Source organism: Mycolicibacterium tokaiense (assembly GCF_010725885.1).
Taxonomy (GTDB): Bacteria; Actinomycetota; Actinomycetes; order Mycobacteriales; family Mycobacteriaceae; genus Mycobacterium; species Mycobacterium tokaiense.
Genome location: NZ_AP022600.1, coordinates 3,414,430 through 3,440,948 on the forward strand (window position 1 = coordinate 3,414,430; position 26,519 = coordinate 3,440,948).

At 68.3% G+C, this 26,519-nt stretch carries 17 protein-coding genes and 1 pseudogene; 13 read left to right on the forward strand and 5 right to left on the reverse strand.

Annotation, left to right across the window (positions count from 1 at the left end):
• Nucleotides 1-93: 93 nt before the first annotated feature.
• Together G6N58_RS16700 and G6N58_RS16705 are read left to right on the forward strand one after the other, a co-directional pair.
• A complete protein-coding gene (locus G6N58_RS16700) occupies nt 94-672 on the forward strand; it encodes a sigma-70 family RNA polymerase sigma factor (RefSeq protein WP_115277970.1) in 579 nt (192 codons plus the stop codon).
• Entirely contained in the window at nt 665-1,858 is a 1,194-nt protein-coding gene (locus G6N58_RS16705) for an anti-sigma-D factor RsdA (protein WP_115277969.1), read from the forward strand. Before G6N58_RS16700 ends, G6N58_RS16705 begins: the two co-directional genes overlap by 8 nt.
• 14 nt (nt 1,859-1,872) lie before the next feature.
• On the opposite strand, the gene G6N58_RS16710 is transcribed toward G6N58_RS16705, so the two are convergent.
• Nucleotides 1,873-2,277: a DUF5319 domain-containing protein gene (locus G6N58_RS16710; RefSeq protein ID WP_068915726.1), complete on the reverse strand. Its 405-nt coding sequence runs from the start codon at nt 2,275-2,277 to the stop codon at nt 1,873-1,875.
• Nucleotides 2,278-2,432: 155 nt separating this feature from the next.
• Here G6N58_RS16710 and guaB point away from each other — a divergent pair, with 155 nt between their 5' ends.
• Entirely contained in the window at nt 2,433-4,007 is a 1,575-nt protein-coding gene (gene guaB, locus G6N58_RS16715) for an IMP dehydrogenase (protein WP_272866075.1), read from the forward strand.
• A 20-nt stretch (nt 4,008-4,027) separates the two neighbouring features.
• Nucleotides 4,028-5,155 (forward strand): GuaB3 family IMP dehydrogenase-related protein, encoded by a 1,128-nt coding sequence (locus G6N58_RS16720; protein ID WP_172545066.1) that lies wholly within the window; start codon nt 4,028-4,030, stop codon nt 5,153-5,155.
• Nucleotides 5,156-5,197: 42 nt separating this feature from the next.
• Here G6N58_RS16720 and G6N58_RS16725 read toward each other — a convergent pair whose 3' ends face one another.
• Complete coding sequence (locus tag G6N58_RS16725) at nt 5,198-6,091, reverse strand: type IV toxin-antitoxin system AbiEi family antitoxin (RefSeq protein WP_115277968.1); 894 nt, start codon at nt 6,089-6,091, stop codon at nt 5,198-5,200.
• Between the two features lie 185 nt (nt 6,092-6,276).
• Here G6N58_RS16725 and G6N58_RS16730 point away from each other — a divergent pair, with 185 nt between their 5' ends.
• Nucleotides 6,277-8,013, forward strand: coding sequence for a GMC family oxidoreductase (locus tag G6N58_RS16730; RefSeq protein WP_115281464.1), 1,737 nt, complete (start codon nt 6,277-6,279; stop codon nt 8,011-8,013).
• A gap of 3 nt (nt 8,014-8,016) precedes the next feature.
• Here G6N58_RS16730 and G6N58_RS16735 read toward each other — a convergent pair whose 3' ends face one another.
• The 3 genes and pseudogenes from G6N58_RS16735 to G6N58_RS16745 form a co-directional block, all read right to left on the reverse strand.
• Nucleotides 8,017-8,868 carry an SDR family oxidoreductase gene (locus G6N58_RS16735; protein ID WP_115277967.1) on the reverse strand — a complete coding sequence of 284 codons (852 nt, stop codon included), beginning with the start codon at nt 8,866-8,868 and terminating at the stop codon, nt 8,017-8,019.
• 21 nt (nt 8,869-8,889) lie between these two features.
• Nucleotides 8,890-11,243 (reverse strand): annotated as a pseudogene (locus tag G6N58_RS16740) (glycoside hydrolase family 65 protein).
• Nucleotides 11,240-11,977, reverse strand: a complete 738-nt coding sequence (locus G6N58_RS16745) for a beta-phosphoglucomutase family hydrolase (RefSeq protein WP_115277965.1) — start codon at nt 11,975-11,977, stop codon at nt 11,240-11,242. Before G6N58_RS16745 ends, G6N58_RS16740 begins: the two are co-directional and overlap by 4 nt.
• A gap of 94 nt (nt 11,978-12,071) precedes the next feature.
• Between G6N58_RS16745 and guaA the strand changes: the two genes are divergently transcribed.
• The 8 genes from guaA (at nt 12,072) to G6N58_RS16785 (ending at nt 26,511) form a co-directional block, all read left to right on the forward strand.
• On the forward strand, nt 12,072-13,634 hold the full coding sequence (gene guaA / locus G6N58_RS16750; protein ID WP_494337746.1) for a glutamine-hydrolyzing GMP synthase: 1,563 nt from the start codon (nt 12,072-12,074) through the stop codon (nt 13,632-13,634).
• A gap of 231 nt (nt 13,635-13,865) precedes the next feature.
• Entirely contained in the window at nt 13,866-14,555 is a 690-nt protein-coding gene (gene imuA' / locus G6N58_RS16755) for a DnaE2-dependent mutagenesis accessory factor ImuA' (RefSeq protein ID WP_115277963.1), read from the forward strand.
• Between the two features lie 40 nt (nt 14,556-14,595).
• Complete coding sequence (locus G6N58_RS16760) at nt 14,596-16,173, forward strand: DNA polymerase Y family protein (protein ID WP_435406136.1); 1,578 nt, start codon at nt 14,596-14,598, stop codon at nt 16,171-16,173.
• A gap of 86 nt (nt 16,174-16,259) precedes the next feature.
• Nucleotides 16,260-17,516 (forward strand): cation:proton antiporter domain-containing protein, encoded by a 1,257-nt coding sequence (locus G6N58_RS16765; RefSeq protein WP_115277961.1) that lies wholly within the window; start codon nt 16,260-16,262, stop codon nt 17,514-17,516.
• Between the two features lie 100 nt (nt 17,517-17,616).
• A complete protein-coding gene (locus G6N58_RS16770; protein ID WP_115277960.1) occupies nt 17,617-19,386 on the forward strand; it encodes an NAD(P)/FAD-dependent oxidoreductase in 1,770 nt (589 codons plus the stop codon).
• 32 nt (nt 19,387-19,418) lie between these two features.
• Complete coding sequence (locus tag G6N58_RS16775) at nt 19,419-24,860, forward strand: type I polyketide synthase (protein ID WP_115277959.1); 5,442 nt, start codon at nt 19,419-19,421, stop codon at nt 24,858-24,860.
• The gene (locus G6N58_RS16780) at nt 24,857-25,693 is read left to right on the forward strand and encodes an ABC transporter ATP-binding protein (RefSeq protein ID WP_115277958.1); all 837 of its coding nucleotides are present in this window, start codon (nt 24,857-24,859) and stop codon (nt 25,691-25,693) included. The genes G6N58_RS16775 and G6N58_RS16780 overlap by 4 nt, the downstream gene beginning before the upstream one ends.
• Nucleotides 25,690-26,511 carry an ABC transporter permease gene (locus G6N58_RS16785; protein ID WP_232067894.1) on the forward strand — a complete coding sequence of 274 codons (822 nt, stop codon included), beginning with the start codon at nt 25,690-25,692 and terminating at the stop codon, nt 26,509-26,511. The genes G6N58_RS16780 and G6N58_RS16785 overlap by 4 nt, the downstream gene beginning before the upstream one ends.
• The last annotated feature ends 8 nt before the right edge of the window (nt 26,512-26,519 follow it).

Consider the following 26,519-nt stretch of genomic DNA (forward strand, 5'->3'; position numbering starts at 1 on the left):
GGGGACGTCTGGGATGCGCCCCGGTCGCTATTGTTTAGCTGAGCCAATCAGCCGTGCTACTTCCGGTTCGTAACGTTGGAGATACCGCCGTCGATGACAATTCCAGGAGAACGTCTCGACGCCGTCGTTGCTGACGCGGTGGCCGGCGATCGGAATGCGCTCCGGGAAGTGCTGGAGACCATCCGCCCGATCGTCGTCCGCTACGTGCGGGCACGCATCGGAACCGCGGAACGCAGCGGTCTCTCAGCTGATGACGTGGCTCAGGAGGTGTGCTTGGCCGCCATGCAGGCGTTGCCGCGGTACCAAGATCAGGGACGACCGTTCCTGGCCTTTGTGTACGGCATTGCAGCGCACAAGGTAGCTGACGCACATCGTGCGGCCGGCCGGAACAAGGCTGACCCCACTGATGTCGTGCCCGAGCGCTTCAGCGTGGACGCGGGTCCCGAACAGCTTGCGATGAACGCCGACGCGGCGTCCCGCATGGATGCGCTGTTGAAGATCCTGCCGGAGAAGCAGCGCGAGATCCTGATCCTGCGTGTGGTGGTCGGAATGTCCGCCGAAGAGGTGGCCGAGGCCGTGGGCAGTACCGCGGGTGCGGTGCGGGTTGCCCAGCACCGGGCGCTGGCTCGGTTGAAGAACGAGATCACGGCGACGGGGTTCGACTATGCCTGATTTCGGGAGGGGTCCAAGCGAGCCGGAATCGCTGGACGACATCAACCGCAGTGACCGTCTGCTCGACGCGCTGGCCGGTGGCCAGCAGCGCATCCGCCCCGGGGACGCGGGCGAGGCCGAGCTGCTGAACCTGCTGGAGGGCTGGCGCGACGGTGTGCGCGCCCCCGGCACCAACGTGCTCAGCGAACAGGACGCGGTCAGCGCCCTGCACCGCGGACTGTCTCAGCCCTCCCCGCAGACCAAGGGCGCACGGAGGCATCTCGCTGTCGTGGGTTCCGTGGCCGCTGCGGTGCTGTGCATCGGTGGGTTCGGCGCCGTCGTGGCCGGCGCCGGCCCGGGTGACTCGCTCTACGGCATGCGCACCGCGTTGTTCGGTGAACCGCAGTCGGTGCGAGACGATCGGGTGGCGTTGGCCGCCCAGACCGAGATGGCCGAGGTCCAGCGGCTGATCGACCAGGGCGACTGGGATCAGGCGCAGCAGAAGCTGCAGACCCTGACCACCTCGGTGGTGCAGGTCGAAGACGCCACCCGCCAGCAGCAGCTGGTCGACGAGTGGAATCTGCTGAACGTGAAGGTGGAGAGCCAGGATCCAGCGGCCACCTTGCCGCCGCCCGAGCCGGGCGCTCCGCCGCTGACCCTGCCGGAGATCACGCTCCCGTCGGAGACCACATCGCCGGAGACCACATCACCGGAGACCACGTCGCCCGACACGACGGCGCCCGACACGACGACGCCCGACACGACGACGGCGCCGTCGGAGACCACCTCTCCGTCGGAGACCAGCCCGCCGTCGGAGACGAGCCCGACCACCACCGAGCCGAGCCCGACCCCCACGTCGACGCCGGCGACCACCACACCATCACCGACGACCACGGCGAGCAGCACGACCAGCCGGCCGCCTACCACGACGACGACCACCACCACGTCCGCGCGCCCGACAACGAGCACGACGACCACCACCACTGCGGTGGCGGAAGCCGAGGAGTCGGCGTCGACGCCGGTCACGACGACGGCGGCCGAGGCTGTGGTGCCCAGCACCACGTTGATGGAGGTGGAAACGGGAACTCCCGCGCCGTCAGCTGAGTCGGAAGCCCCGCAGGCTCCGGAGACGGCGGTGAGCACACCCACCACGACGACGGTCCCGAATGGACCGCTGATTCAGCTGCCCATCCCGGGCTTGAACTGACGCGGGGTCAGCCGTCAGCGATATCCGTCACTGTCCGACGTGGCCTCGTTCAGCGAGGCGTCGGCGTAACCGCGGCAGTAGTCCCAGGTGACGTAGGAGTCGGGTTCCGGGTCGTAGGCCGGTTCGTGCGGGCGGACGGTGCCGTCGATCAACAGCTGGAGCAGATTCGCCCGCAACATGTCCCAGTCGTGGTAGTGATCCTGCTGGCATTCGTCACAGCAGACCACCAGGCCGCGAATTCCCTTGTGCGCCAACAATGCTTCGTACACCGCGAGGTCGGCGAGATCCGCTTCCACAGCGGTGCGCTCCTGGGGATCGAGCGGTTGCCCAGGCTCGATCGCGTCGAGGGCCGCCGACGGGTCGGCAGGATCATCGGCGAAGGGGTCGGGCGGCAAACCCGGGGGGAGGTGGTCGCGCACGCCTCTACAGTACGCAGCCGCGCTGTGATCGCGCTAGCTGATGAGCGTCTGCACGGCCCCGTGGCGGCGTCGGAATCTGCTCCGGTGAGCCGATAAGATAGGTGTCCTCACTCCGCTTTGTCGTGGAGGCACTGCTGTTCTTGGAGGCCCCACCGATGGTTTCACCTGTAACCGATGCCGAACTGCACCCTGGGCGAGTGATCGCCGAGGACCGCGTCCACACCGGCGGCGACGACCCCAACAAGGTCGCGATGCTCGGGCTGACATTTGATGACGTGCTGCTGCTGCCGGCAGCCTCGGACATCATCCCGGCCACCGCCGACACCTCCAGCCAGCTGACGAAGAGGATCCGGCTACGGGTGCCCCTGGTCAGCTCGGCCATGGACACCGTGACGGAATCGCGCATGGCCATCGCCATGGCGCGCGCCGGCGGCATGGGCGTGCTGCACCGCAACCTGCCCTTCACCGAGCAGGCCGCCCAGGTGGAGACAGTCAAGCGGTCCGAAGCCGGCATGGTCACCGACCCGGTCACCTGCTCGCCGGACAACACGCTGGCCGAAGTGGACGCGATGTGTGCCCGCTTCCGCATCTCCGGGCTGCCGGTGGTCGACGACAAGGGCGCGCTGGTGGGCATCATCACCAACCGCGACATGCGCTTCGAAGTGGACCAGAACAAGCCGGTGACCGAGGTCATGACCAAGTCGCCACTGATCACCGCCCGGGAGGGCGTCTCCGCGGACGCGGCGCTGGGGCTGCTGCGGCGCAACAAGATCGAGAAGCTCCCCATCGTCGACGGCAACGGCAAGCTCACCGGCCTGATCACCGTCAAGGACTTCGTCAAGACCGAGCAGCACCCGTTCGCCACCAAGGACAGTGACGGCCGTCTGCTGGTCGGCGCTGCCGTGGGTGTCGGCGACGACGCCTGGGTGCGGTCGATGTCGCTGGTCGACGCCGGGGTGGACGTCCTCATCGTCGATACCGCTCACGCCCACAACCGGATGGTGTTGGAGATGGTGGGCAAGCTCAAGGCCGAGGTCGGCGATCGCGTCGAGGTGGTCGGCGGCAACGTCGCCACCCGGGCGGCGGCGCTGGCCCTGGTCGAGGCCGGTGCGGACGCGGTGAAGGTCGGCGTCGGTCCCGGCTCCATCTGCACCACCCGCGTGGTCGCGGGTGTCGGCGCCCCGCAGATCACCGCCATCCTCGAGGCCGTCGCCGTGTGCGGCAAGGCCGGGGTCCCGGTGATCGCCGACGGCGGGCTGCAGTACTCCGGGGACATCGCGAAGGCGCTCGCCGCCGGTGCGTCCACCGCCATGCTGGGCTCGCTGCTGGCCGGTACCGCCGAGGCGCCGGGTGACCTCATCTTCGTCAACGGCAAGCAGTTCAAGAGCTACCGCGGCATGGGATCGCTGGGTGCCATGCAGGGCCGCGGCGCGGGCGGCGCGGCGGGCAAATCGTTCTCCAAGGACCGCTACTTCCAGGACGACGTCCTCTCCGAGGACAAGCTGGTGCCGGAGGGCATCGAGGGCCGGGTGCCGTTCCGCGGTCCGCTGGCCTCGGTCATCCATCAGCTCACCGGTGGTCTGCGGGCCGCCATGGGCTACACCGGTGCCGCCACCATCGAGCAGCTTCAGCAGGCGCAATTCGTCAGGATCACTGCGGCGGGTCTCAAGGAGAGTCACCCGCACGACATCACGATGACTGTCGAAGCCCCGAACTACTACTCCCGCTAGGGGTCACATCAATGCGTGACATGGTTGAGATCGGCATGGGCAGGACCGCCCGTCGCACCTACGAACTCGACGACATCAACATCGTCCCGTCGCGGCGGACCCGGTCCAGCAAGGACGTCTCGACGGCGTGGCAACTCGACGCCTACCGCTTCGAGATCCCGGTGCTCAGCCACCCGACCGACGCGTTGGCGTCCCCGGAGTTCGCCATCGAGATGGGTCGCCTCGGCGGCCTCGGGGTGCTCAACGGCGAGGGGTTGATCGGCCGGCACGCCGATGTCGAGGCCAAGGTGGCCCAGGTGATCGAGGCGGCCGCCAAAGAACCAGAGCCCTCGGCGTCGATCAGACTGCTGCAGCAGTTGCACGCCGCGCCGCTGGACCTCGATCTGCTGGGCGCCGCGGTCGCCCGGGTGCGCGACGCGGGAGTTACCACGGCGGTGCGGGTCAGCCCCCAGAACGCCAAGGAACTCACGCCCACCCTGGTGGCCGCGGGCATCGACCTGCTGATCATCCAGGGCTCCATCATCTCGGCCGAGCGCGTGGCGTCCGACGGTGAACCCCTCAACCTCAAGACCTTCATCTCCGAACTCGACGTGCCCGTGGTGGCCGGCGGCGTGCTCGACCACCGCACCGCCCTGCACCTGATGCGAACCGGTGCCGCAGGCGTGATCGTCGGCTACGGCTCCACCTGGGGAGTGACCACCAGCAACGAAGTACTCGGCATCAGCGTGCCGATGGCCACCGCCATCGCCGACGCCGCCGCTGCCCGTCGCGAATACCTCGACGAGACCGGCGGCCGGTACGTGCACGTGCTGGCCGACGGCGACATTCACACCTCGGGTGAGCTGGCCAAGGCCATCGCCTGCGGCGCCGACGCCGTGGTGCTCGGCACGCCGCTCGCCGCGTCGGCCGAGGCACTCGGCGACGGCTGGTTCTGGCCGCCGGCCGCCGCCCACCCGTCACTGCCTCGTGGTGCGCTGCTGCAGGTGGCCCAGGGGGAGCGGCCGTCGCTGGCACAGGTGCTCAATGGGCCGTCCGACGATCCGTTCGGCACGCTGAACTTGGTCGGCGGCCTGCGTCGCTCGATGGCCAAGGCCGGCTACTGCGACCTCAAGGAGTTCCAGAAGGTCGGGCTCACCGTCGGCTCCTGAATTCTGCCGAGCAGACGCGAACTCGGGTTCAGCGGCCCGTCATCACCCGAGCTCGCGTCTGCTCGGGGCGCTCAGGTGGTAGGTCAGCCGTTCGGCAAGCCGGCCCGGACTCGCGCGTACATCGCTGCCGATGATCGGCACCACCAGCCACCCCATCTCCTGGAGTGCGGCTGTGCGCTTCTTGTCCCGCAGCATCTCCAGCGCGCCGGCGTGCCAGTCGATGCTCTCGTACTCCGCGGCCACCCTCTGATCCGGCCAGGCGAAGTCGACGCGGTACACGGTCCCGTCCTTGGTGACGATCTCGTACTGAAGTTCAGGAGTCGGCAGCCGGTGGTCGATCATCACCAGGCGCGCTTCGCTTTCCATCGCTGATTCCGCACGGCCGTCGGCGTGGGCGAGCAATTCGCGCACGTGGACAATGCCTCGGCGGCCATGCTGCTCCCAGACGGCTCGCGCCAGTTCGGCCGGCGTGCACCACCTCGAGTGCAGTGCCGCGTCCAGGGTCGCCAGCGCCCGCGGCCGCGGTACCTGCCGGGCCACTTCGATCGCGGTCCAGGCGGGGCCGGTGGCCAGCCGCCCGTGGACTCGTCGCAGCGGGGCGCCGAGGCGTTGATGCACCATCAATCCGATCTGCGGGCGCAGTCGAATGCCCGGATCCAGAACGTGCACGGCCGTCACCCCTTCGGTGTCGAATCCGTACAACGACGCCGCCGTCCCCAGGCACGCAACCACCTCTTGGCCGAGGTGCAGATCCAGCGCCCGCAGGCGGTCCAGCCGGTCGGGTATCCCTGCCGCGTAGATCCCGCGCCGCAGCCGGACCAGGTGTCCGGACTTGACCTGCCAGTCGAGCTGATCGCGGGTGATGATCTCAAGGAGCTGGCGTGTGGTTGCCATGCCACCGAGAACGTCAAGGAGTTGTTGCACCGCGGGATTCATGGCGTGGATGGTTCTCCGGTGACACGCCGCCGGTGTGCACGCGCAACGACGCTGTGGATGATTTCGCCGAGCAGACGCGAGCTCGGGTTCTGGAGCTCGTGATCATCCGAGTTCACGTCTGCTCGGCAAAGAACTTAGGGCACCCTCGCTAGCTTGTTACCGGTCAGTAAGTTCATAATGTGGCCATGGCTCCTGATTACGACGTGCTGGTCATCGGGTCGGGGTTCGGCGGCAGCGTCACGGCGTTGCGGCTGACGGAGAAGGGTTATCGGGTCGGCGTACTCGAGGCCGGTCGGCGCTTCGCCGACGAGGAGTTCGCCAAGACCTCCTGGAACCTGCGCAAATTCCTGTGGGCGCCCCAGTTCGGGTGCTACGGCATCCAGCGCATCCACCTGTTGCGTGACGTGCTGATCCTGGCGGGCGCCGGGGTGGGCGGCGGATCGCTGAACTATGCCAACACCCTCTATGTCCCGCCAGAGCCGTTCTTCAACGACCCGCAGTGGCGCGACATCACCGACTGGCGTTCGGAGCTGATGCCGCACTACGACCAGGCGCAGCGGATGCTCGGCGTGGTGACCAACCCGACCTTCACCGATGCCGACCGCATCATGAAGGAGGTCGCCGACGACATGGGCGTGGGGGACACCTTCGTGCCCACCCCGGTCGGGGTGTTCTTCGGCCCCGACGGCACCCAGACCCCGGGCAAGCGTGTGCCCGACCCCTACTTCGGCGGAGTGGGCCCGCAGCGCACCGGCTGCATCGAGTGCGGCTCCTGCATGACCGGCTGCCGGTTCGGTGCCAAGAACACGCTGGTGAAGAACTACCTCGGTCTGGCCGAAACCGCAGGCGCACAGGTGCATCCGATGACCACCGTCACCAGTCTGCGCCAGCGCGGCGACGGGCTGTGGGAGGTGGCGACGGTGCGCACCGGGCGCAAGGTGCGCCGCCGCAAGCGCACCTTCACCGCTGAGCACGTGGTGCTGGCGGCCGGCACCTTCGGCACTCAGAAGCTGCTGTTCAAGATGCGGGACACCAACACCCTGCCGCAGCTCTCCGACTCACTCGGCGTGCTCACCCGCACCAACTCCGAGTCCATCGTGGGCGCCGGCCGACTGCGCGTCTCCGACGACCTGGACCTCACCCATGGTGTGGCCATCACGTCGTCGATCCACCCCACTGCCGACACTCATATCGAGCCGTGCCGCTACGGCAAGGGGTCCAACGCCATGGGTCTGCTGCAGACGCTGATGACCGACGGCAACGGCCCGGACGGCACTGACATTCCGCGGTGGAAGCAGTTGCTGCACAATGCCTCTCAGGATCCGCGTGGGACCATGCGGCTGCTGAATGCGCGACGCTGGAGCGAGCGCACCATGATCGCCCTGGTGATGCAGCACCTCGACAACTCCATCACCACCTTCACCAAGCGCACCAAGTGGGGCACCCGCAGGCTGACCAGCAGGCAGGGCCACGGGGAACCGAACCCGACCTGGATCCCGGTGGGCAACGAGGTGACCCGGCGCATTGCCAAGAAGATCGACGGCGTGGCAGGCGGCACCTGGGGGGAGATGTTCAACATCCCGCTGACCGCCCATTTTCTCGGTGGCGCAGCCATTTCCGACAGTCCCGAGCATGGAGTCATCGACCCCTACCATCGGGTGTACAACTACCCGACGTTGTATGTCACCGATGGCGCGGCGATCTCGGCGAACCTCGGGGTCAACCCGTCGCTGTCGATCACAGCGCAGGCAGAACGCGCCGCGTCGCTGTGGCCGAACAAGGGCGAAGAGGATCTGCGGCCCGCGCAGGGGCAGCCCTACCGTCGGCTGGCTCCCATCGCCCCCCGCAATCCTGTGGTGCCCCACGACGCGCCGGCGGCCCTGCGGCAGTTGCCGATCGAACCGGTCAACACCGCCCGCTGACAGTCAGTCCGGAAACGCCACCGACGCGGCCGCGTCGCGCTGCGATTCCATGGCGGCCAGGCGTTCGGTGAGTTCGGTGCGGATCGCCTCGTAGCTGTCCAGCCCTGCGGGTAGGCGCAGTGGCGGGTCAGGCCGCCGAGTGCTGTCGTAGATCAGCGCCGCGATCCTCGCGGGATCACCGGTGAGATCGGCCGGATCCAGCGACTGCTGGGCCCGGCGCGCTGCGCCCACCGCCGTATCGCGGTACGGCTGCGTCTCCTCGGTGAACCGCATCCCGGACAGGAAATCGGTGCGGGTGCCGCCGGGTTCGACGATGGTGAACCGGATGTCGAAGTCCGCCACTTCCTTGGCCACGCTCTCGCTGAAGCCTTCCAGGCCCCACTTGCCCGCGTGGTAGCAGCTGTAGCTGGGCACTGTCGTCTGCCCGCCCAGGCTGGCGATCTGGATGATCCGGCCGCCGCCCCGTTCCCGCATGGATCCCAGGAACGCGCGGGTGATCAGCATCGGGGCCACCAGTAGCACCTCGACCTGGTCCCGGATCTGGTCGACGCTCATCTCCTCGAACGCGCCCACCAGCGCGTACCCGGCGTTGTTCACCACGATGTCCACCGGTCTGGCGGCTTGAGTGCGGGTCACCACGTCGTCGACCGAGACCGGCGGGCTGAGGTCGAGCTCTTCGACGGTCAGCAGCTCACCGTGCTGCTGTTTGAGATCATCGAGGGCCGAGGTGCGGCGAACGGTGGCTGTCACGAAATCATGCTGCTGCAGCGCATATTCGGCGATGGCGCGACCCAGGCCCCCGGACGCACCGGTGATGAACCAGTGGCGCGCTTCGGCGGTGTGGAGTTCTGGCATGCTGCGTCCTTTCCTGCCGGGTCAGGTGCTGCGGCGGCGGTGCACCGGCTCGCAGCCGGGCGGTTGTTTCGGGGTCGGCATCAGAGGTTGGCGGCGATAGACCGTCAAGGTGGTGGGCTTGTCGGTCGTGAGCGTCACCTCCTCGCCTGCGTGGCGGATGGTGAGTTCGGCATGCGGCCCGTCGCGCAGCGTGTAGGTGACGGAGTTGTGCACCACGTCGAGAGCCGGAAGTTGCGCCACGCCAGCCGAAACCGCAGCCGGGAGATGCCGTCGGGCAGGTGGGGGTTGAGCACGAGGAGCCCCTCGTCGTCGCGCAGACCACCGAATCCGGCCACCAGAGCCGTCCACGCACCGGCCAGTGAGGCCATGTGCAGGCCGTTGCGGGTGTTCTTGTGCAGGTTGCGCAGATCGATCAGCGCCGCCTCGTAGGTGTAGTCGTGGGCCAGTTCCAGGTGGCCGACATCGGCGCACATCACCGCCTGCGTGCAGGCCGACAACGAGGAGTCGCGGGTGGTACGACGCTCGTAGTAGTCGACGTTGCGGGCCTTCTGCTCGTCGGTGAAGGCGTGGCTCTGCCATTGCATGGCCAGCACCAGATCGGCCTGCTTGACCACCTGCGAGGGGTACAGCCGCACGTACGCCTCGTTGAGCAGCAGGGGGTACTCGGTGTTGGCGTGAAAGTCCCACTCCCGCAACGTGGTGAAGCCGTCGTGCTGCTGATGTACGCCCAGTTCCTCGTCGAACGGGATGTGGGCGGCGGCAGCGGCATCCCGCCACGCCGAGGTCTCCTCGGTGGACACGCCGAGGTCGTGTGCGGCGTCGGGGTGTCGCAGGCAGGCCTGCGCGGCGGCGCGCAGATTGCTCGCGGCCATCAAATTGGTGAACACGTTGTCGCGCACCACCGCGGTGTACTCGTCGGGCCCGGTCACCCCGTCGAGGTGCCAGACACCGTGGCGGTCGTGGTGGCCCAGCGACATCCACAGCCGGGCCGTCTCCACCAGGACCTTGAGCCCGCAGCTGCGCTCCAGGGAGTCGTCACCGGTCACCCACCGGTAACGCTCGAACGCCATGGCGATGTCGGCGTTCACGTGCCAGGCTGCGGTCCCGGCCGGCCAGTACGCCGAGCATTCCTCGCCCCGGATGGTGCGCCAGGGGAAGGCCGCTCCTTTCAGGTTCAGCGTCCTGGCCCGTTCCTTGGCCAGATCGAGAGTGCTTTCCCGCCAGCGCAATGCGTCGGCAGCCGCGGTCGGCATGGTGTAGGTGAGCACCGGCAGCACAAAGCCTTCGGTGTCCCAGAAGGCATGTCCGTCGTAGCCGTTGCCGGTCAGTCCCTTGCCGGGGATGGCGCGACGCTCGGCGCGGATGCTGGCCTGCAACACGTGGAACAGGCCGAACCGCACGGCCTGCTGGATGTCGGCGTCGCCTTCCACCTCGACGTCGGCGCCATCCCAGAACTCGTCGAGGAAGGCCCGTTGAGCGTCGATCAGGCCCTGCCAGCCGGAGTACCGGGCGCCGGCGATGGCTGCGGCCGCCTGATCGCGCAGGGCCGGTCGTGACCGCAGGCTCGACCAGCCGTAGGCCAGATACTTGACGATGCGCAGCTTCTGCCCCGGGCGCAGTCCGCAGATCACGGTGGTGCGGGCCAGATCGTCGTGCGAGTCGGTGGTGGTCTGGACGCGCCCGGGCACGTCGATCTCGTGATCCATCGCGGCCGCCATCATCAGCTCGCTGCCGCGGGTCTGGTGCACCAGCAACGCCGAGTAGTCGGTGTGCTCGTGGTGTATCGCCTGCAGCGGATCCTTCAGTGCCGCCGAGACCCGCGGATCATCTTCGGTCTCGGGCTGGTCCTCGTTGGTGACCAGTTCGGATTGCACTGTGACGCGGGTGAATTCGTCGACCGCTTCGACGATGTACTCGATCGCGGCGACTCCGCGGTGCACCAGCGACACCAGCCGGGTGGAGTGCACCTTGATCTGCTTGCCGGCCGGCGAACACCAGTGCGCGTCGCGCGTCAGCGTTCCCGCCCGCATGTCCAGCACGCGTTCGTGGGAGAGCAGCTCGCCATAGCGCAGATCGAACGGCTCATCGTCGACGAGCAGGCGGAACAGCTTGCCGTTGGTGACGTTGACCAGCGTCTGCCCGGCTTCCGGATACCCGTATCCCGCTTCGGCGTACGGCAGTGGGCGGGTTTCGAAGAACCCGTTCAGATACGTGCCGGGCAGCCCGCTCGGCTCTCCCTCGTCGAGGTTCCCCCGCAGGCCCAGGTGACCGTTGGACAGCGCGAACAGGGACTCGGCTTCGTCGAGCAGATCGAAGTCCAGGCGGGTTTCCCGGACACACCAGGGCTCGACGGGGAAGATCTCCGGGCTGATCACGGGGTGGGGTTCTCCATCAGTTCGGCCAGATCGGCGACGACGATGTCGGCGCCGTGTTCACGTAACGCTTCGCCCTGCTGGTGCCGGTCGATGCCGATCACCAGCCCGAAGCCGCCGGCGCGGCCCGCTTCGACGCCGGCGAGCGCGTCCTCGTACACCACCGCCGCCGACGGGGGAGTGTCCAGCAGTTGGGCGGCGCGCAGAAAGGAATCGGGCGCCGGTTTTCCGGGGATGTGCTCCTCGCGCATGGTCACGCCGTCGACGCGGACGTCGATGTAGCGCGCCAGCCCGGTCAGGTCGAGCACCTCGCGGGTGTTGGCGCTCGACGATACGACCGCCACGGCCAGGCCGGCATCCCGGACGGACTGCAAGTAGCGCTCGGATCCCTCGAAGACCGTCACCCCGTCGGTGTGCAAGGTCTTCTCGAACAGAGCGTTCTTGCGGTTGCCCAGGCCGTAGACGGTCTCGGCGTCGGCGCTGTCGGACAGCTGCCCGTCGGGCAGAGTGATGTCGCGGCTGGCCAGGAAGCTGCGCACGCCGTCTTCGCGTTTGCGCCCGTCGATGTACTTCCGGTAGTCGGTCACCGGGTCGAACGGGGTGTACCCGTCGCCACAACGCCGGTGCAGAAAATCATCGAACATGGCGGTCCAGGCCTTGTTGTGCACGCTGGCGGTGTCGGTGAGCACACCATCGAGGTCGAACAGACACGCGCGTATGTGCTCTGGGAGTCCCATCACAGCTACACCCTTACCCACTCTGGCTCCTGACCATGTGTGGGCGGCTGTGGCTGGGCAGGTGGCCGGGCCCGCCCCTGACTAGACTGGCGCGGTGGCAGATCACTCCTCCCCACGCCCTGTGCTGGTCATCGACTTCGGCGCGCAGTACGCGCAGCTGATTGCCCGCCGCGTCCGCGAGGCGCGGGTGTTCTCCGAGGTGGTCCCGCACACGGCCACGGTCGAGGAGATCAAGGCCAAGGACCCGCAGGCCATCGTCTTGTCGGGCGGCCCGGCCAGCGTCTACGCCGAAGGCGCGCCACAGCTGGATCCAGCCCTGTTCGATCTGGACGTCCCGGTGTTCGGCATCTGCTACGGCTTCCAGGCCATGGCTCAGGCGCTCGGCGGAACGGTGGCCCACACCGGCACCAGTGAGTACGGCCGTACCGATCTCAAAGTTATTGGTGGGGAATTGCATTCGGGTCTTCCCGAGAGTCAGCCGGTGTGGATGAGCCACGGCGACGCGGTCACCGAAGCGCCTGCGGGTTTCGACGTGGTGGGCATGAGTTCCGGTGCGCCGGTGGCCGCGTTCGAGAACCGGGCCCGCCGGCTGGCCGGGGTGCAATACCACCCCGAGGTCATGCACTCCCCGCACGGGCAGCAGGTACTCAGCCGCTTCCTGCACGACTTCGCCGGCATCGGGGCCAAGTGGACCGCGGCCAACATCGCCGAGTCGCTGATCGAACAGGTACGCGCCCAGGTCGGCGACGGCCGGGCCATCTGCGGGCTTTCGGGCGGGGTGGATTCCGCGGTGGCTGCCGCGCTGGTGCAGCGCGCCATCGGTGACCGCTTGACCTGTGTTTTCGTCGACCACGGCCTGCTGCGCGCGGGTGAGCGCGATCAGGTGCAGCGCGATTTCGTGGCGTCCACCGGCGCCAAGCTGGTGACCGTCGACGCCGAGGCCACCTTCCTGGAGAAGCTCTCCGGGGTCACCAATCCCGAGGGCAAGCGCAAGATCATCGGCCGCGAGTTCATCCGATCCTTCGAGGGCGCGGTGCGAGACATCGTGACCGACGGCGGTGGTGAGGTCGACTTCCTGGTGCAGGGCACTCTGTACCCCGACGTCGTGGAGTCCGGCGGCGGTGCGGGCACCGCGAACATCAAGAGCCACCACAACGTCGGCGGACTGCCCGATGATCTGAAGTTCAAGCTCGTCGAACCGCTGCGTCTGCTGTTCAAGGACGAGGTACGCGCAGTGGGCCGTGAACTCGGCCTGCCCGAGGACATCGTTGGGCGCCAACCGTTCCCGGGCCCCGGCCTTGGCATCCGCATCGTCGGTGAGGTCACCGCCCAGCGGCTGGACACCCTGCGCCGGGCTGATTCCATCGCACGCGAGGAGCTGAGCGCGGCCGGCCAGGACAGCCTGATCTGGCAGTGCCCCGTGGTGCTGCTGGCCGACGTGCGGTCGGTGGGCGTGCAGGGCGACGGGCGCACCTATGGTCATCCCATCGTGCTGCGGCCGGTGTCCAGTGAGGACGCCATGACCGCCGACTGGACCCGGGTTCCCTACGACGTGCTGGAACGGATCTCGACCCGCATCACCAACGAGGTGCCCGAGGTCAACCGCGTGGTGCTCGACATCACCAGCAAGCCGCCGGGCACCATCGAGTGGGAGTGAGGGCTCGCCCTCACGTTCTCCAGGGTCTGATCCTCTAGTCGTCGCGGCGGGGCGGCGCGTGCTGCGCACCCGCGCCGAGAATCGGTGGCTCGCGCGCCCCGTCCGCCACAGTGGTCCCGCCCGTATGCCGGCGCCCCAAGCCGCTTGATTCTGTCGGTGGGTGGGTGTTTACTCGTTGTATCGAACATACATTCGAACATCGAGCTGCCGGCCAGGCTGGGAGGGTGAGTGATGACGGCTGCGGTAGCGCCTGATCACGCGGGTTCTGGGCGTGCTGAGCTGCTCAAACAGCTGCGCAGTCAAATGGCGGGTGTCTCGGGGAAGGTGGGAGCGGGGCGGCGGTCACAGCCTACCGCGCCGCAGTCCTCTGCTCCCGAGCCTGCGTCGGAAAGTTTGCTGCCGGTGCCCGAAACGCTGCGTGAGCTGATGCCGGCGGGGTTGCCCAGGGGAGTCGTCGCAGTGGTGACCGGGGCCCGGTCGCTACCGCTGAGCATGGCGGCGGCGGTCACCGCGGCAGGTGGGCACGTGGCGATCGTCGGCCATCCCGAGGCCGGCCTGCTGGCAGCAGTCGAGATGGGGGCGGACCTGACCCGTATTGCGGTCATTCCGGACCCCGGCACTGATCCGGTGGAGGTCGCCGCGGTGTTGATGGACGGGATGGATCTGGTGGTGCTCGGGTTGGGTGGCCGATCTGTGACGCCCACCCGCGCGCGGGCGGTGACGGCCCGCGCGCAGCACCGGGGCTGCACCCTGCTGGCCACCGGCGGAGACTGGCCAGGGGCATCCCTGCGGCTGGAGGCCAGGGTGCGCGGGTACGACATGACGGTGGGTGCGGTGCCCGGACACGGCCGGATCGGCCGCGTCCAGGTGGCTCTGCGAGGTACCGGGCGTGGGGCGCGTTCCCGGTCGTTGGCCGGTTGAGATGGCGCGTTCACCATCTCGGGTGCTGGCTGTCTGGTGCATGGACTGGCCCGCCGTGGCGGCGGCGCTGTCGGCGCAGTTGCCTGCCACCGCGCCCGTGGCGGTCACCCTGGCCAACCGCGTCATCGCCTGTTCGGCGGCGGCCCGTGCGGTGGGGGTCAAACGCGCGCTGCGCCGGCGGGAGGCGCAGGCGCGGTGCCCGGATCTGCATGTGGTGACCGCGGATTCGGCCCGCGATGCCCGTTATTTCGAAGAGGTGACGTCGGCCGTCGACGCACTGGTACCGCGGGCCGAGGTGCTGCGGCCGGGGCTGCTGGTGCTCCCGGTGCGGGGGGCGGCACGGTTCTTCGGCTCAGAGGAGGCCGCCGCCGAGCGGCTCATCGATGCGGTGGCCGCCGGCGGTGCCGAATGCCAGGTCGGCATTGCCGATCAGTTGCCCACCGCGGTGTTCGCGGCCAGGGCCGGACGCATCGTGGCTCCCGGCGGGGATGCCGCCTTTCTGGCGCCACTGTCCATCCGGCAGCTCTCCACCGAGCCCAGCCTCAGCTCACCCGGTCGTGTCGAGCTGGCGGACCTGTTGTGGCGGATGGGTATCCGGGATTTCGGTCGGTTCGCCCAGCTGTCTCGCAGCGATGTCGCCTCGAGGTTCGGAGCCGATGCGGTGCTGGCGCACCGGTTGGCCCGCGCCGAACCCATGCGGGGGCCGTCCGGGCGGGAGGCGCCTGCCGATCTGGCTGCGGTGATGACCTGCGATCCGCCCATCGACCGGGTGGACGCCGCTGCCTTTGCAGGGCGGTCGCTGGCAGGTTCACTGCATCGCAGCCTGGAGTCGGCGGGGGTGGGGTGCACCCGGTTGGGCATCCACGCGTTGACGGCCAAAGGCGAAGAGCTGGAACGGGTGTGGCGGTGTGCCGAGCCCCTCACCGAGGATGCCACCGCCGACCGCATCCGCTGGCAGCTCGACGGTTGGCTCAACCGGCGCAATCCCGGTGACCGACCCAGTGCACCCATCGTCGAGTTGCGGCTCGAACCGGTGGAGGTGGTGTCGGCCGGTGCCCTGCAGCTGCCCCTGTGGGGCGGCCTCGGTGAGGAGGACAGGCTGCGGGCCCGCCGGGCCCTGGTGCGGGTGCAGGGTCTGCTGGGGCCCGAAGCAGTGCAGATCCCCGTGCTCAGCGGGGGGCGTGGTCCGGCCGACCGGATCACGTTGACACCGCTGGGAGACGAACTGGTGCCCCGGGCGGACCCGTCCCAGCCGTGGCCGGGCCAGTTGCCGGAGCCGTCGCCCACAGTGCTGCTCGACGAACCGGTGGAACTGCTCGATGCCCAGGGTGGCCCGGTGCGGGTCACCGGGCGCGGACTGTTCAGTGCCGATCCGGTCCGATTGGATTCACCTGCAGCGCAGGGAGTCCGGGCCGGGATGTTCCGCGGTGACCTGCAGTGGTGGGCAGGGCCGTGGTCGGTCGACGAGCGCTGGTGGGACGTCAAGGCACCGGCTGCGGGCCGCACCGCGCGGGTACAGGTCTTGTTGGAAGGTGACGCCCGGGCTGACGGCTGCGCCCGGGCGTTGCTGTTGTGTTATCGACGCAGGCATTGGTATGTAGAGGGGGTATATGAATAAACCGTAATTCGCACTTCGTCCACCACGCGGTGACCACCGGCTAGCGTCCGACGGGAGTACCCCCACGTCGAAGGGCGAGCCACACCATGCCGGCAGAAACGGCCATCCACTTCTTCCTGCAACTCGCCGTCATCCTGGCGGCGTGCCGACTGGCAGGTCTGATGGCGCAACGGCTGGGGCAGCCCCAGGTGGTCGGCGAGATGATCGCCGGCGTGGTGCTGGGGCCCTCGCTGCTGGGCCGGTTCGCACCTGAGCTGCAGGAATTCCTGTTTCCGACCGGGACGGCGAATGTGGTGCTGTACACCACCGCGCAGGTGGGGCTGGTGCTGTACATGTTCATCATCGGCCTCAACTTCGACGTCGCGCACGTCAGACAGCGGGCCGGCACCGCGGTGGCCGTCTCGACGGCGGGCACCGTGGTGCCCCTGGCGCTCGGGGCGCTGGCCGCCATTCCCCTGCTGCACAGCGGCGGCTTCTTCGGCGGCGAGGTCACCCTGGGCATGGCGATGATGTTCCTGGGCGCTGCACTGGCCATCACCGCGTTTCCCATGCTCGCTCGGATCATCTTCGAAAAAGGGCTCTCGGGAACCACATTGGGCACGCTGGCGCTGGCCTGCGGCGCCACCGCCGATGCGATCTCGTGGTGCATCCTGGCTGTCGTGCTGGCGGTGCACCGGGACAGCCCGGCCACTGCCGCGGTGGCCATTCTCGGGGGCCTGGCCTACACGGTGGTGCTGCTGACCGTCGGACGACGGGTGCTGGGCATCCTCGGCCGGCAGGCGGATGCGCGGGGGTCCATCTCGGCACCCGCGCTCAGCACCGTGCTCATCGTGCTGATGGCATGCGCCTGGTTCACCGACGTGGTCGGCATCTATGCCATCTTCGGCGCCTTCATCCTCGGGGTGGCGATGCCGTCGGGCTTCTTCGCCCGCCGCCTCACCGATCACCTCGAACCCCTCACCACCACCTTGCTGTTGCCGTTGTTCTTCGTCTACTCCGGCCTCAACACCCAGATCGGTCTGGTCAACACCCCAGGGCTGTGGGCGCTGACGCTGGGCCTGCTGATCATCGCCGTGGTGGGCAAAGGGGTCGCGTGCGCGGCGGCGGCCCGGCTGAGCGCGGTGCCGATGCGGGAATCCGTCGCACTGGGATCACTGATGAACGCCCGCGGGCTGATCGAACTGATCCTGCTGAACATCGGGCTGCAGGCCGGGATCATCACCCCGACGTTGTTCACCATCCTGGTGCTGGTTGCCATCGTCACCACCTTGATGGCGTCGCCGGTCTTCGAGTGGGTATACGGTCGCCACCAACGTGCCCACAGCCCGGTCGTGGTCGACTGACGGAGGAATAACGGCAATTCTTTTCCCGGGAGGCGCGTGGTGGCCGCGTGTAACGTGGACTGCGCTGAGGGAGCCCTCGGCACCTGCGAAAGGCAAGCGCGTGACCGGTCGAGCAAACATCTCGCATCTCGACGCAGCCACCCGAGAGGCGTTGGCGCACAAGATCAGGAGCCAGCTCGGCGCGGATCGGCCGGCAACGGCCGACCAGGACGTGGTGATCGCCGGGGGTGGTGTCGCCGCCCTGACGCTGGCGCTTGAGATCCGTGGCGAACGGCCCGGCACGCGCGTCCTGGTGGTCGAGCCGGATGCCTACCCCGTGCCCGAGGTGACGCACACTGTCGGCGAGTCCACCGTTGAGGTCTCCGCCCATTACCTGCGCGAGCGCATCGGGCTGGCCGAACATCTCAGTTCGTCACAAATTCGTAAGATGGGGCTGCGGATGTTCTTCTCCCGCAACGGCAACACCGACATCGCCCAGCGCATGGAGGTGGGTAGCTCCTCCTTCGTACCGCAGGTCACCTACCAGATCGACCGCGGAAGGCTGGAGAACGAGCTACACCGGCGGTGCCTGTCCGAGGGCGTCGACGTCACCTGCGGACGCGTCCGGTCCGTCGACTTCGGGACCGGCGATCAGCCGCACACCGTGCACGTCCAGAACGGCGACACACTCACCGACACCACAGCGCGTTGGGTGGTCGACGCCTCGGGCCGCAACCGTCTGCTGGGGCGCCAGCTCGATCTCAAGCGCGCCAATGCCCACCAGTGCAACGCCGTCTGGCTGCGGGTGGCCACCGAGATCGACGTCGGCCGCTGGAGCGACGACCCGGAATTCCAGGGTCGGCTGGTCGAGGGTGACCGCGCCATGTCCACCAATCACCTGATGGGGCAGGGCTACTGGGTCTGGCTCATCAGGCTGGCGTCCGGGGCCACCAGCGTCGGCATCGTCGCCGACCCCGCCTTTCACGATTTCGACGGGTTCAACACCCTCGACAAGGCCCGTGGCTGGCTGCGTGAGCACGAACCACAGTGTGCCGCAGTGCTGGCCGACAACGAGCACCTGATCCGTGACTTCCGGGTGATGAAGAAGTACAGCCACGGAGTCAGCAAGATGTTCGACGGACACCACCGCTGGGCGCTGACCGGCGACGCCGGCGTGTTCCTGGACCCGCTGTACTCCTCGGGCCTGGATCTCGTGGCCATCGGCAACGGTCTCATCACCGACATGATCGTCCGCGACCTGGACGGACAGGATGTGGCGGTACGGGCGCAGATCAGCGATTCGCTGTTCCGGTCGCTGACCGACATGTGGCTGAACATCTACCAGGACCAGTACACGCTCATGGGCACACCGACGGTGATGTCGGCCAAGGTCATCTGGGATGTGGCGTTCTACTGGGGATTCGTCGGATTCCTCTACATGAACCGCAGTTTCGTGCGGGTCGCCGACGACCCGGGCTTCGTCCCTCACCTGGAGGGCCTGATCGCCCTGAGCAACCGGATGCAGCAGTTCTTCCGGGAATGGGCTGCCGTGGAATCCGGCGCGCCGTCGGTTCCTTTTGTGGACCTGTACGCACCGCTGAACTTCATGGTCACCCTGCACGCCGCCATGATGGGCCCCAGCGCCGACTTCACCGGACAGTTCGACGCCAACGCACGTCTGCTCCGGCAACTGGCCGGTCAGCTGGTCGACAGTGTCCTGGCGGACAAGTCCGCCCTGTTCGACGACGACGCGGCCGTTCACCAGGTGCAGGCCTGGCAGCGGGATTCCCTTCTGCGGCAATGGCGATCGGTCTATCGGCAGGAACAGGCCGACAACCCGGTCAGCGACGGCTGGATCGTCAGCACCACACCGGAGCTGTTGCCCCGTTGACCACAGAATCCACGCGCACAGCAGGGCAGGGGATGACCATGCACAACCACCACCACCCCCGACCGCCGCTGGCGATCGTCGGAGTCGGCTGTCGACTGCCGGGCGATGTCAGCTCTGCACAGCAGTTCTGGGACCTTCTGTACACCGCGACAGACGCCACCAGCGTGGTTCCGGAAACCCGTTGGGACGCCGCACGTTACCACGACGCGGACCCGGCGAAGGTCGGCAAGATCGTCACCCGTCGCGGCGGGTTCCTCGACGAGATCGACCAGTTCGATCCCCAGTTCTTCGGCATGTCCCCGCGGGAGGCGCATTCCCTGGATCCGCAGCAGCGACTGCTGCTGGCTGCCAGTTGGGAGGCGCTCGAGGACGGCGGCATCCCCGCCGCCGAGCTGGCGGGCACCGACGTGGGCGTGTTCGTCGGTGGCTTCACCCTGGACTACCAGCTGCTGCAGAACCTCGGACGCACCAGTCGTTACCGGTTCAAAGCGCATTCGGCCACCGGCATGATGATGACGATGCTGGCCAACCGCATCTCCTACGCGCTGGATCTGCGCGGGCCCAGCATGACGGTCGACACCGCGTGCTCGAGCTCGCTGGTCGCGGTTCACCTTGCCGCGCAGAGTATCTGGAACGGTGAATGCCATCTGGCGCTGGCCGGCGGGGTCAACGTCATGATCGGACCCAACACCGCGATCGCCGAATCCAAGAGCGGGTTCCTCAGTCCGGAAGGACGGTCCAAGGCCTTCGACGACGCCGCAGACGGTTACGCCCGCGGCGAAGGCGGCGCGATCGTGGTGATCAAACCATTGGAGGCCGCGCTCGCCGACGGCGACCACATCTACGCCCAGATCCTCGGCACGGCCATCTCCCAGGACGGTCACACCGACGGCATCACTGTGCCCAGCGAGCTCGCCCAGGAAGCAGCCATCCGGGCCGCACTGGACCGCGCCGGCATCGACGCCACCGAGATCGGCTATGTCGAGGCGCACGGTACCGGGACCCCGGTCGGCGACCCCATCGAGATGCGGGCGCTGGCCGCGGCGCTGACCGCCGACCGCGATGCCGGCGACCCCCTGCTGATCGGGTCGGTCAAGACCAACATCGGGCACCTCGAGGCCGGTGCCGGGGTGGCCGGGCTGATCAAGGCCGCCATGGTGCTCGAACACGGCTACATTCCCGCCAACCTGCACCTGCGGACTCCGACGCGGCACGTCAGCCTGGCCGACCTCAAGCTCGACATCCCCGCTGCGGGACGGCCGTTCCCGGACCGCGCGCGCCGCCTCGCCGGGGTCAACTCCTTCGGCTTCGGCGGCACCAACGCCCACGTGGTGCTGGCCGAGCCGCCCGCCCCCACACCGGTGCCGCCGCCGGACAGCCCGCCACTGCCGCTGGCCGTGCTGCCGATCTCGGCGCGCAGCGAGGAGGCGCTGGTCGCCACGGCGCAGAACCTGGCCGCGCACCTCGATGCGCACCCGGAGATCACACTTCCGGATCTGGCGTACACCCTCGGGCGGCGGCGTTCCCACCTCAATCACCGCTTCACTGCGGTCGCCACCGACATCGCCGATGCGCGCGATCAGCTGCAGGCACTGGCCGACGGCGGCCGGCTCTCGATCGGCCGCACGGGCTCGGCGTCGCCCAAGATGGCCTTCGTGTGCACCGGGATGGGCCCACAGTGGTGGGGGATGTGCCGTGGACTCCTCGCGGAGTTCCCGGTCTTCGCCGCCAGTATGGAACGCACCGACCGCGAATTGTCCCGTTACGCGGACTGGTCGCTGCTGGCCGAACTGGGCGCCGACGAGGCGCATTCCCGGATGGCCGAGACCGAGATCGCCCAGCCGGCGAACTTCGCCGTGCAGGTGGCCCTGGCCGAACAGTTGGCCGAATTCGGCGTCGTCGCCGATGCCGTGATCGGGCACAGCGCCGGAGAGGTGGCAGCCCATCATCTCGCCGGGTTGCTCACCTTCGAGCAGGCTGTGCACGTGATCTACCACCGCAGCCGGCTGCAGCAGCGCACCAGCGGCCGCGGCCGGATGCTGGCCGTCGGTGTCGACGCTGAAACACTGCTGCAGACACTGGATCCGGCCACCCGCGACGAGTTCGGCAGGCGGGTGTCGGTGGCGGCCATCAACAGCCCGTCTGCGGTCACCGTGGCCGGGGAGGGCGCGGTTCTCGACGACATCGCCCGGCATTGTGAACAGGCTGGGATCTTCCATCGTCGGCTGGCGGTGAAGGTGCCCTATCACACGCACTACATGGACGACATCAAAGCCGACCTGATGACGGCTTTCGAGGGGCTGTCGTCCAAAGCTGCTGCCCGGCCTCTCTATTCGACGGTCACCGGTGAGCTGTTGGACGGCTATCAGGCCGGAGCCGCGTACTGGTGGCAGAACACCCGCGCCACCGTGCTCTTCGAACCGGCACTGCAGCGCATGCTCGACGACGGGTACACCCACTTCCTGGAGCTGGGCCCGCATCCGGTGCTGGCGGCGTCCATCCTGGAAACCGCAGGGACGCAGAAGGTGTCGACACTGGCGGCGCAGCGCCGTGACCAGGACGACACCCGCACCCTGCTGGGCTGTGTCGGTGCGCTGTACAGCCACGGTTGTGACCTCGATTGGGCTGCACTGCATCCGGGCGGCGAGGCCGCGCTGGTCGCGCTGCCGTCCTATCCCTGGCAGACCAGGCGGTACTGGAACGAGACCCCGGAGGCGGCCGAGGCGCTGTTCTACCGGCCGGTGCACCCGCTGCTGGGGCAGCCGGTCAGCGGGGTGCACCCCACTTGGGAAGCCGAGATCAGCGCCGACAGTGTCGCTTTCCTGGCCGATCACCGGATCCAGGGCAGCGTCGTGGTCCCCGGCGCGGTTTACCTCGAGATGGCGATGGCTGCCGCCGCCGAGACCTACGGCTCCCAGCACAGCGTGGACAACCTGGTGCTGCACCGGGCGGTCATCCTGGATTCGACCTGCGACCCCATCCTGCGGACCACCCTCAACCAGGACGACGGCACCCTGGAGTTCACGGCGTTCACCGCCGCCGCCGACGGCGATCTGAAGTGGTACATCACCGCCACCGCCGAACTCAACATCCTGCCCGCGCCGCGCAGGCGCATCGGGACGAGCGCCGACGACGACACGGTGATCAGGCTGACCGGCGACGAGTTCTACGACCGAACCCAGGCGCTGGGCTTCGATTACGGCCCCGCCTTCCGGTCGGTGCGCAGCGTGGCCGCCGGACACGACTGGGCCCAGGCCGACATCAGCGTCCCGGCAGCCGTGGCCGATGAGCTCGGGGAGCACCGATTTCACCCCGCGCTCATCGACGGCGCCTTCCACACCCTGTTCGGGGCGCCCTTCCTGGGGCAACAGGCCAGCAATGAACCCTTCCTGCCGACCGCGGTGCGGCACTGCGCGATCTACGGTGCACCACAACAGGAGATGACGGTCCGCGTCGACGTCCGCTCGGCGACCCGCGAGCAGGTGGTCAGCGACATCACGGTCACCGATCGGCACGGGACGGTGCTGGCTGTCATCGACGGTTTCGCGGTGCAGTCGCTTGCCACCTCGGCGCGCATGTCCGCAGAGCGCATCGACAAGGGCCTGTACCAAGTGATCTGGCGGCCGGCCGACACCCCGGACAGCACCGGTGAACCCGCCCACGGCTCCTGGCTGGTGCTGACCGACGACACCGGAGTGGGCGCGCAGGTGGCGCAGCGGCTGCAGGGCCTCGGTGCCCGGGTGCACACGCTGGGCTACCGCGACGCCGCCCAGCTCGACGATCTGATGGCCACCAGCGAGCTCGCCGGCGTCGTCGACTGCTGGCCGCTGGACATCACCGCCGAGTCCGACCACGGCAGGGGTGTCTTCGCCCTGCTAACGGTGGTGAAGACCATTGCGCAGCACAATCTCTCATCGACCAAGGTGTTCGTGCTCACCGCCGACACCCAACCCGTACCGGGTTCGGCGGTCACCGGGGTGGCCCAGGCGCCGCTGTGGGGTCTGGGCCGCGTCATCGGCCACCAGGAGTTCGCCGACCAGTGGGGTGGACTGATCGACGTCGACCTCACCGACGATCCGCAGCGGCTGGCCGAACGGATCAGCGCGCACCTGACCGGCGGCGGGGACGAAGACCAGGTCGCCCTGCGCGGCGAAGCCACCTATGTGCCGCGGCTGGCGTTGTGTACGGGCCTGACGCGGCCGTTTCCCACCAAACTCGCCGCCGATGCCACCTACCTGGTGACCGGTGGCCTGGGCGCCCTCGGCCAGGTGGTGACCGGCTATCTGGCGCAGCGCGGCGCCCGGCACATCACCCTGCTCAGCCGCAGCGCACTGCCCCCGAGGCGGCAGTGGGCCACCCTGACCGAGGCCGATCCGCACCACCGCGCCGTCTCGATGATCCAGGCGGTGGAACGGCTGGGTGTACACGTCGAGACGGCCAGCGTCGATGTCGCCGACGCCACGCAGCTGCGCACCTGGCTGGAGGATCACCACCGCGACGGAGGGCGCCGGATCCGGGGCGTGGTGCACGCCGCCGGAACGGTGGCCGATCAACTGCTGGTGAACATGAGCGAGGACGATTTCGCCGCGGTGCTGCGACCCAAGGTCCACGGCGCCCGGGCACTGCACGACGCCTTCGCCGACCGGGATCTGGACTTCTTCGTCCTGTTCGGCTCCGCCGGGTCCACCATCGCGGCTCCGGGGCAGGGCAACTACGCCGCTGCCAACGCCTACCTCGACGCGCTGGCGAATCACCGCCGGGCCCAAGGCCTTCCGGCGCTCACCATCGGCTGGGGCCCGTGGTCGGTGGGCATGGTCGAAGAACTGCATCTGGAAGATGTCTACGCCCGCCGCGGAATCGAACTGATCACCCCGGCGGTGGGAGCCCGCATCCTCGATCGCCTGATCAACCAGCCGGTGACCGATGTCGTTGCGATCACCGCGGACTGGAGCCGGGCGCGGCACGCCGGCCTCGGCGGCCGGTTGCCGCAGATGTTCGCCGAACTCGGCGCCGAGCCCACCGCCCCGGACGCCGCGGCGGGCTCGTCGCTGCTCGATGTCCTGGCCGCCACCCCGGAGGCTGAGCGCCCCGCGGTGATCACCGGGCAGGTCCGGGGTTTGGTGGCGTCGGTGTTCGACTGTGCGGTTCAGGACATCGAGCCCGACGACATCCTCGACGACATCGGACTGGATTCCATGATGGCGATGGACTTCCGGGTGCGGATCAACACGATGTTCTCGATCGATCTGCCGGTGCTCGAGATTCTGCGCGGGGTCAGTGTGAACTCGTTGTCAGAGCGCGTGCTGACCGAACTGCGCGCGATCCACGGCCAGGCGCCGGCCGCGTCGGAACCCGTCGAGGAGCCTGACGCCGAGCAGATGCTGGCGAACCTGTCCGAAGCCGAGTTGCGGGAACTGCTGGCCGAATTGGAGGCCGACCCCGCTGATCCGGACGCCGGGGCCAGGCAGACGTGAGCGCCGCAGTGCAGGTGCGGGGTCTGTCGAAGACCTACGGCTCCACGGTGGCGGTGCGGAACCTCGATCTCGAGGTCGCCTATGGCGAGATCTTCGCCATTCTGGGTCCCAACGGGGCCGGCAAGTCGACCACCATCGAAATCCTGGAGGGCAACCGGCGGCGTGATTCCGGTCAGGTGACGGTCCTGGGGGAGGACCCTGCCGTCGCTGGGCGGACGTGGCGCACCCGCATCGGGATCGTGTTGCAGGAGGTCAGCGACGCAGGGATGCTGACCGTGCACGAAACGGTGCAGATGTTCACCCGGTGTTACGGCCGCGCACGCGAACCCGCAGACGTCCTGGACCTGGTAGGCCTGGGGATGGTGGCGGGCTCGCGGGTGCGCGCGCTGTCCGGCGGCCAGCGTCGGCGTCTCGATGTTGCGCTCGGCATTGTGGGCTACCCGGAACTGGTGTTCCTGGACGAGCCCACCACCGGGTTCGACCCCGAGGCGCGGCGGCAGTTCTGGGATCTGATCAGGCTGATGGCCGCCGACGGCACCACCATCGTGCTCTCCACCCACTACCTGGAAGAGGCTGCGGCGCTGGCAGATCGGGTGGCCGTCGTCGCCGGTGGGCGCGTGGTGGCGGTGGACGCGCCGGCGAAGTTGACCGGTTACGCGGGTGCGGCGGCGACGGTGCGGTGGATGGACGGCGACACCCTGCGGGTGGAGCACACCGATCACCCCACCGAGCTGATCCGCCATCACAGCCGCCACGGCAGGGAACTCGACCAGCTGACGGTGACGAGGCCGACGCTGGAGGATGCGTATCTGCACCTGATCGGGGCGGTGTGACCACAGCCCAGCCGGCCCCGCGGGTTCCGCCCTCGGCGGTGCGGATCGGATTGTCGCGGGTGATACCGGAATTGAAGATGTTCTACCGCCGGCCGGAGCAGGTGGCGCTGACGTTCTCGATGCCGGCGGTGATCTGTGTGCTGCTGGGGTCCATCTTCACCGCGCAGGTTCCCGGGGCGCCGGTCAACACCGGGGCGGTGATCGCGGCCAGCATGTTGGCCTACGGCATCCTGTCGACGTCGTTCATCAACCTCGGAACCAGCATTGCCGCCGACCGCGACACCGGGGCGCTGCGGCGGTTGCGGGGGACGCCGGCGACGGCGACGTCCTACTTCATCGGCAAGATCCTGTTGGTGGCCATCGTCAGTGTGGCCGAAGCAGTAATCCTGCTGATGGTCGGCGTGTTTGTCTTCGATTTGCAGCTGCCGGCAACCGTTTTCGGCTGGTTCACCCTGGCCTGGGTGTTCGTCCTCGGCATTGTCAGCTGCTCGCTGGTGGGCATCTTGATCAGCAATCTGGCCAGCAACGCGGTGTCGGCGGCCGTACTCACCAACGGGCCGGCTGTCGGGCTGCAGTTCGTCTCGGGCACCTACGTGCCGCTGATGCTCCTGCCCACCTGGATGCTGGTGATCGGGTCGGTGTTCCCGGTGAAGTGGATGGCGCAGGGCTTCCGGTCGGTGCTGTTGCCGCCGGAGATGGTGGCCTTCGAGCCGGCCGGCAGCTGGGAGCTCTGGCGGGTGTTCTTCGTCCTGCTCGCCTGGACCGTGGGCGGGTTGATCGGGTGCCGCTCGGTGTTCCGCTGGTCTGACCGAAGGTAAAGATTGTG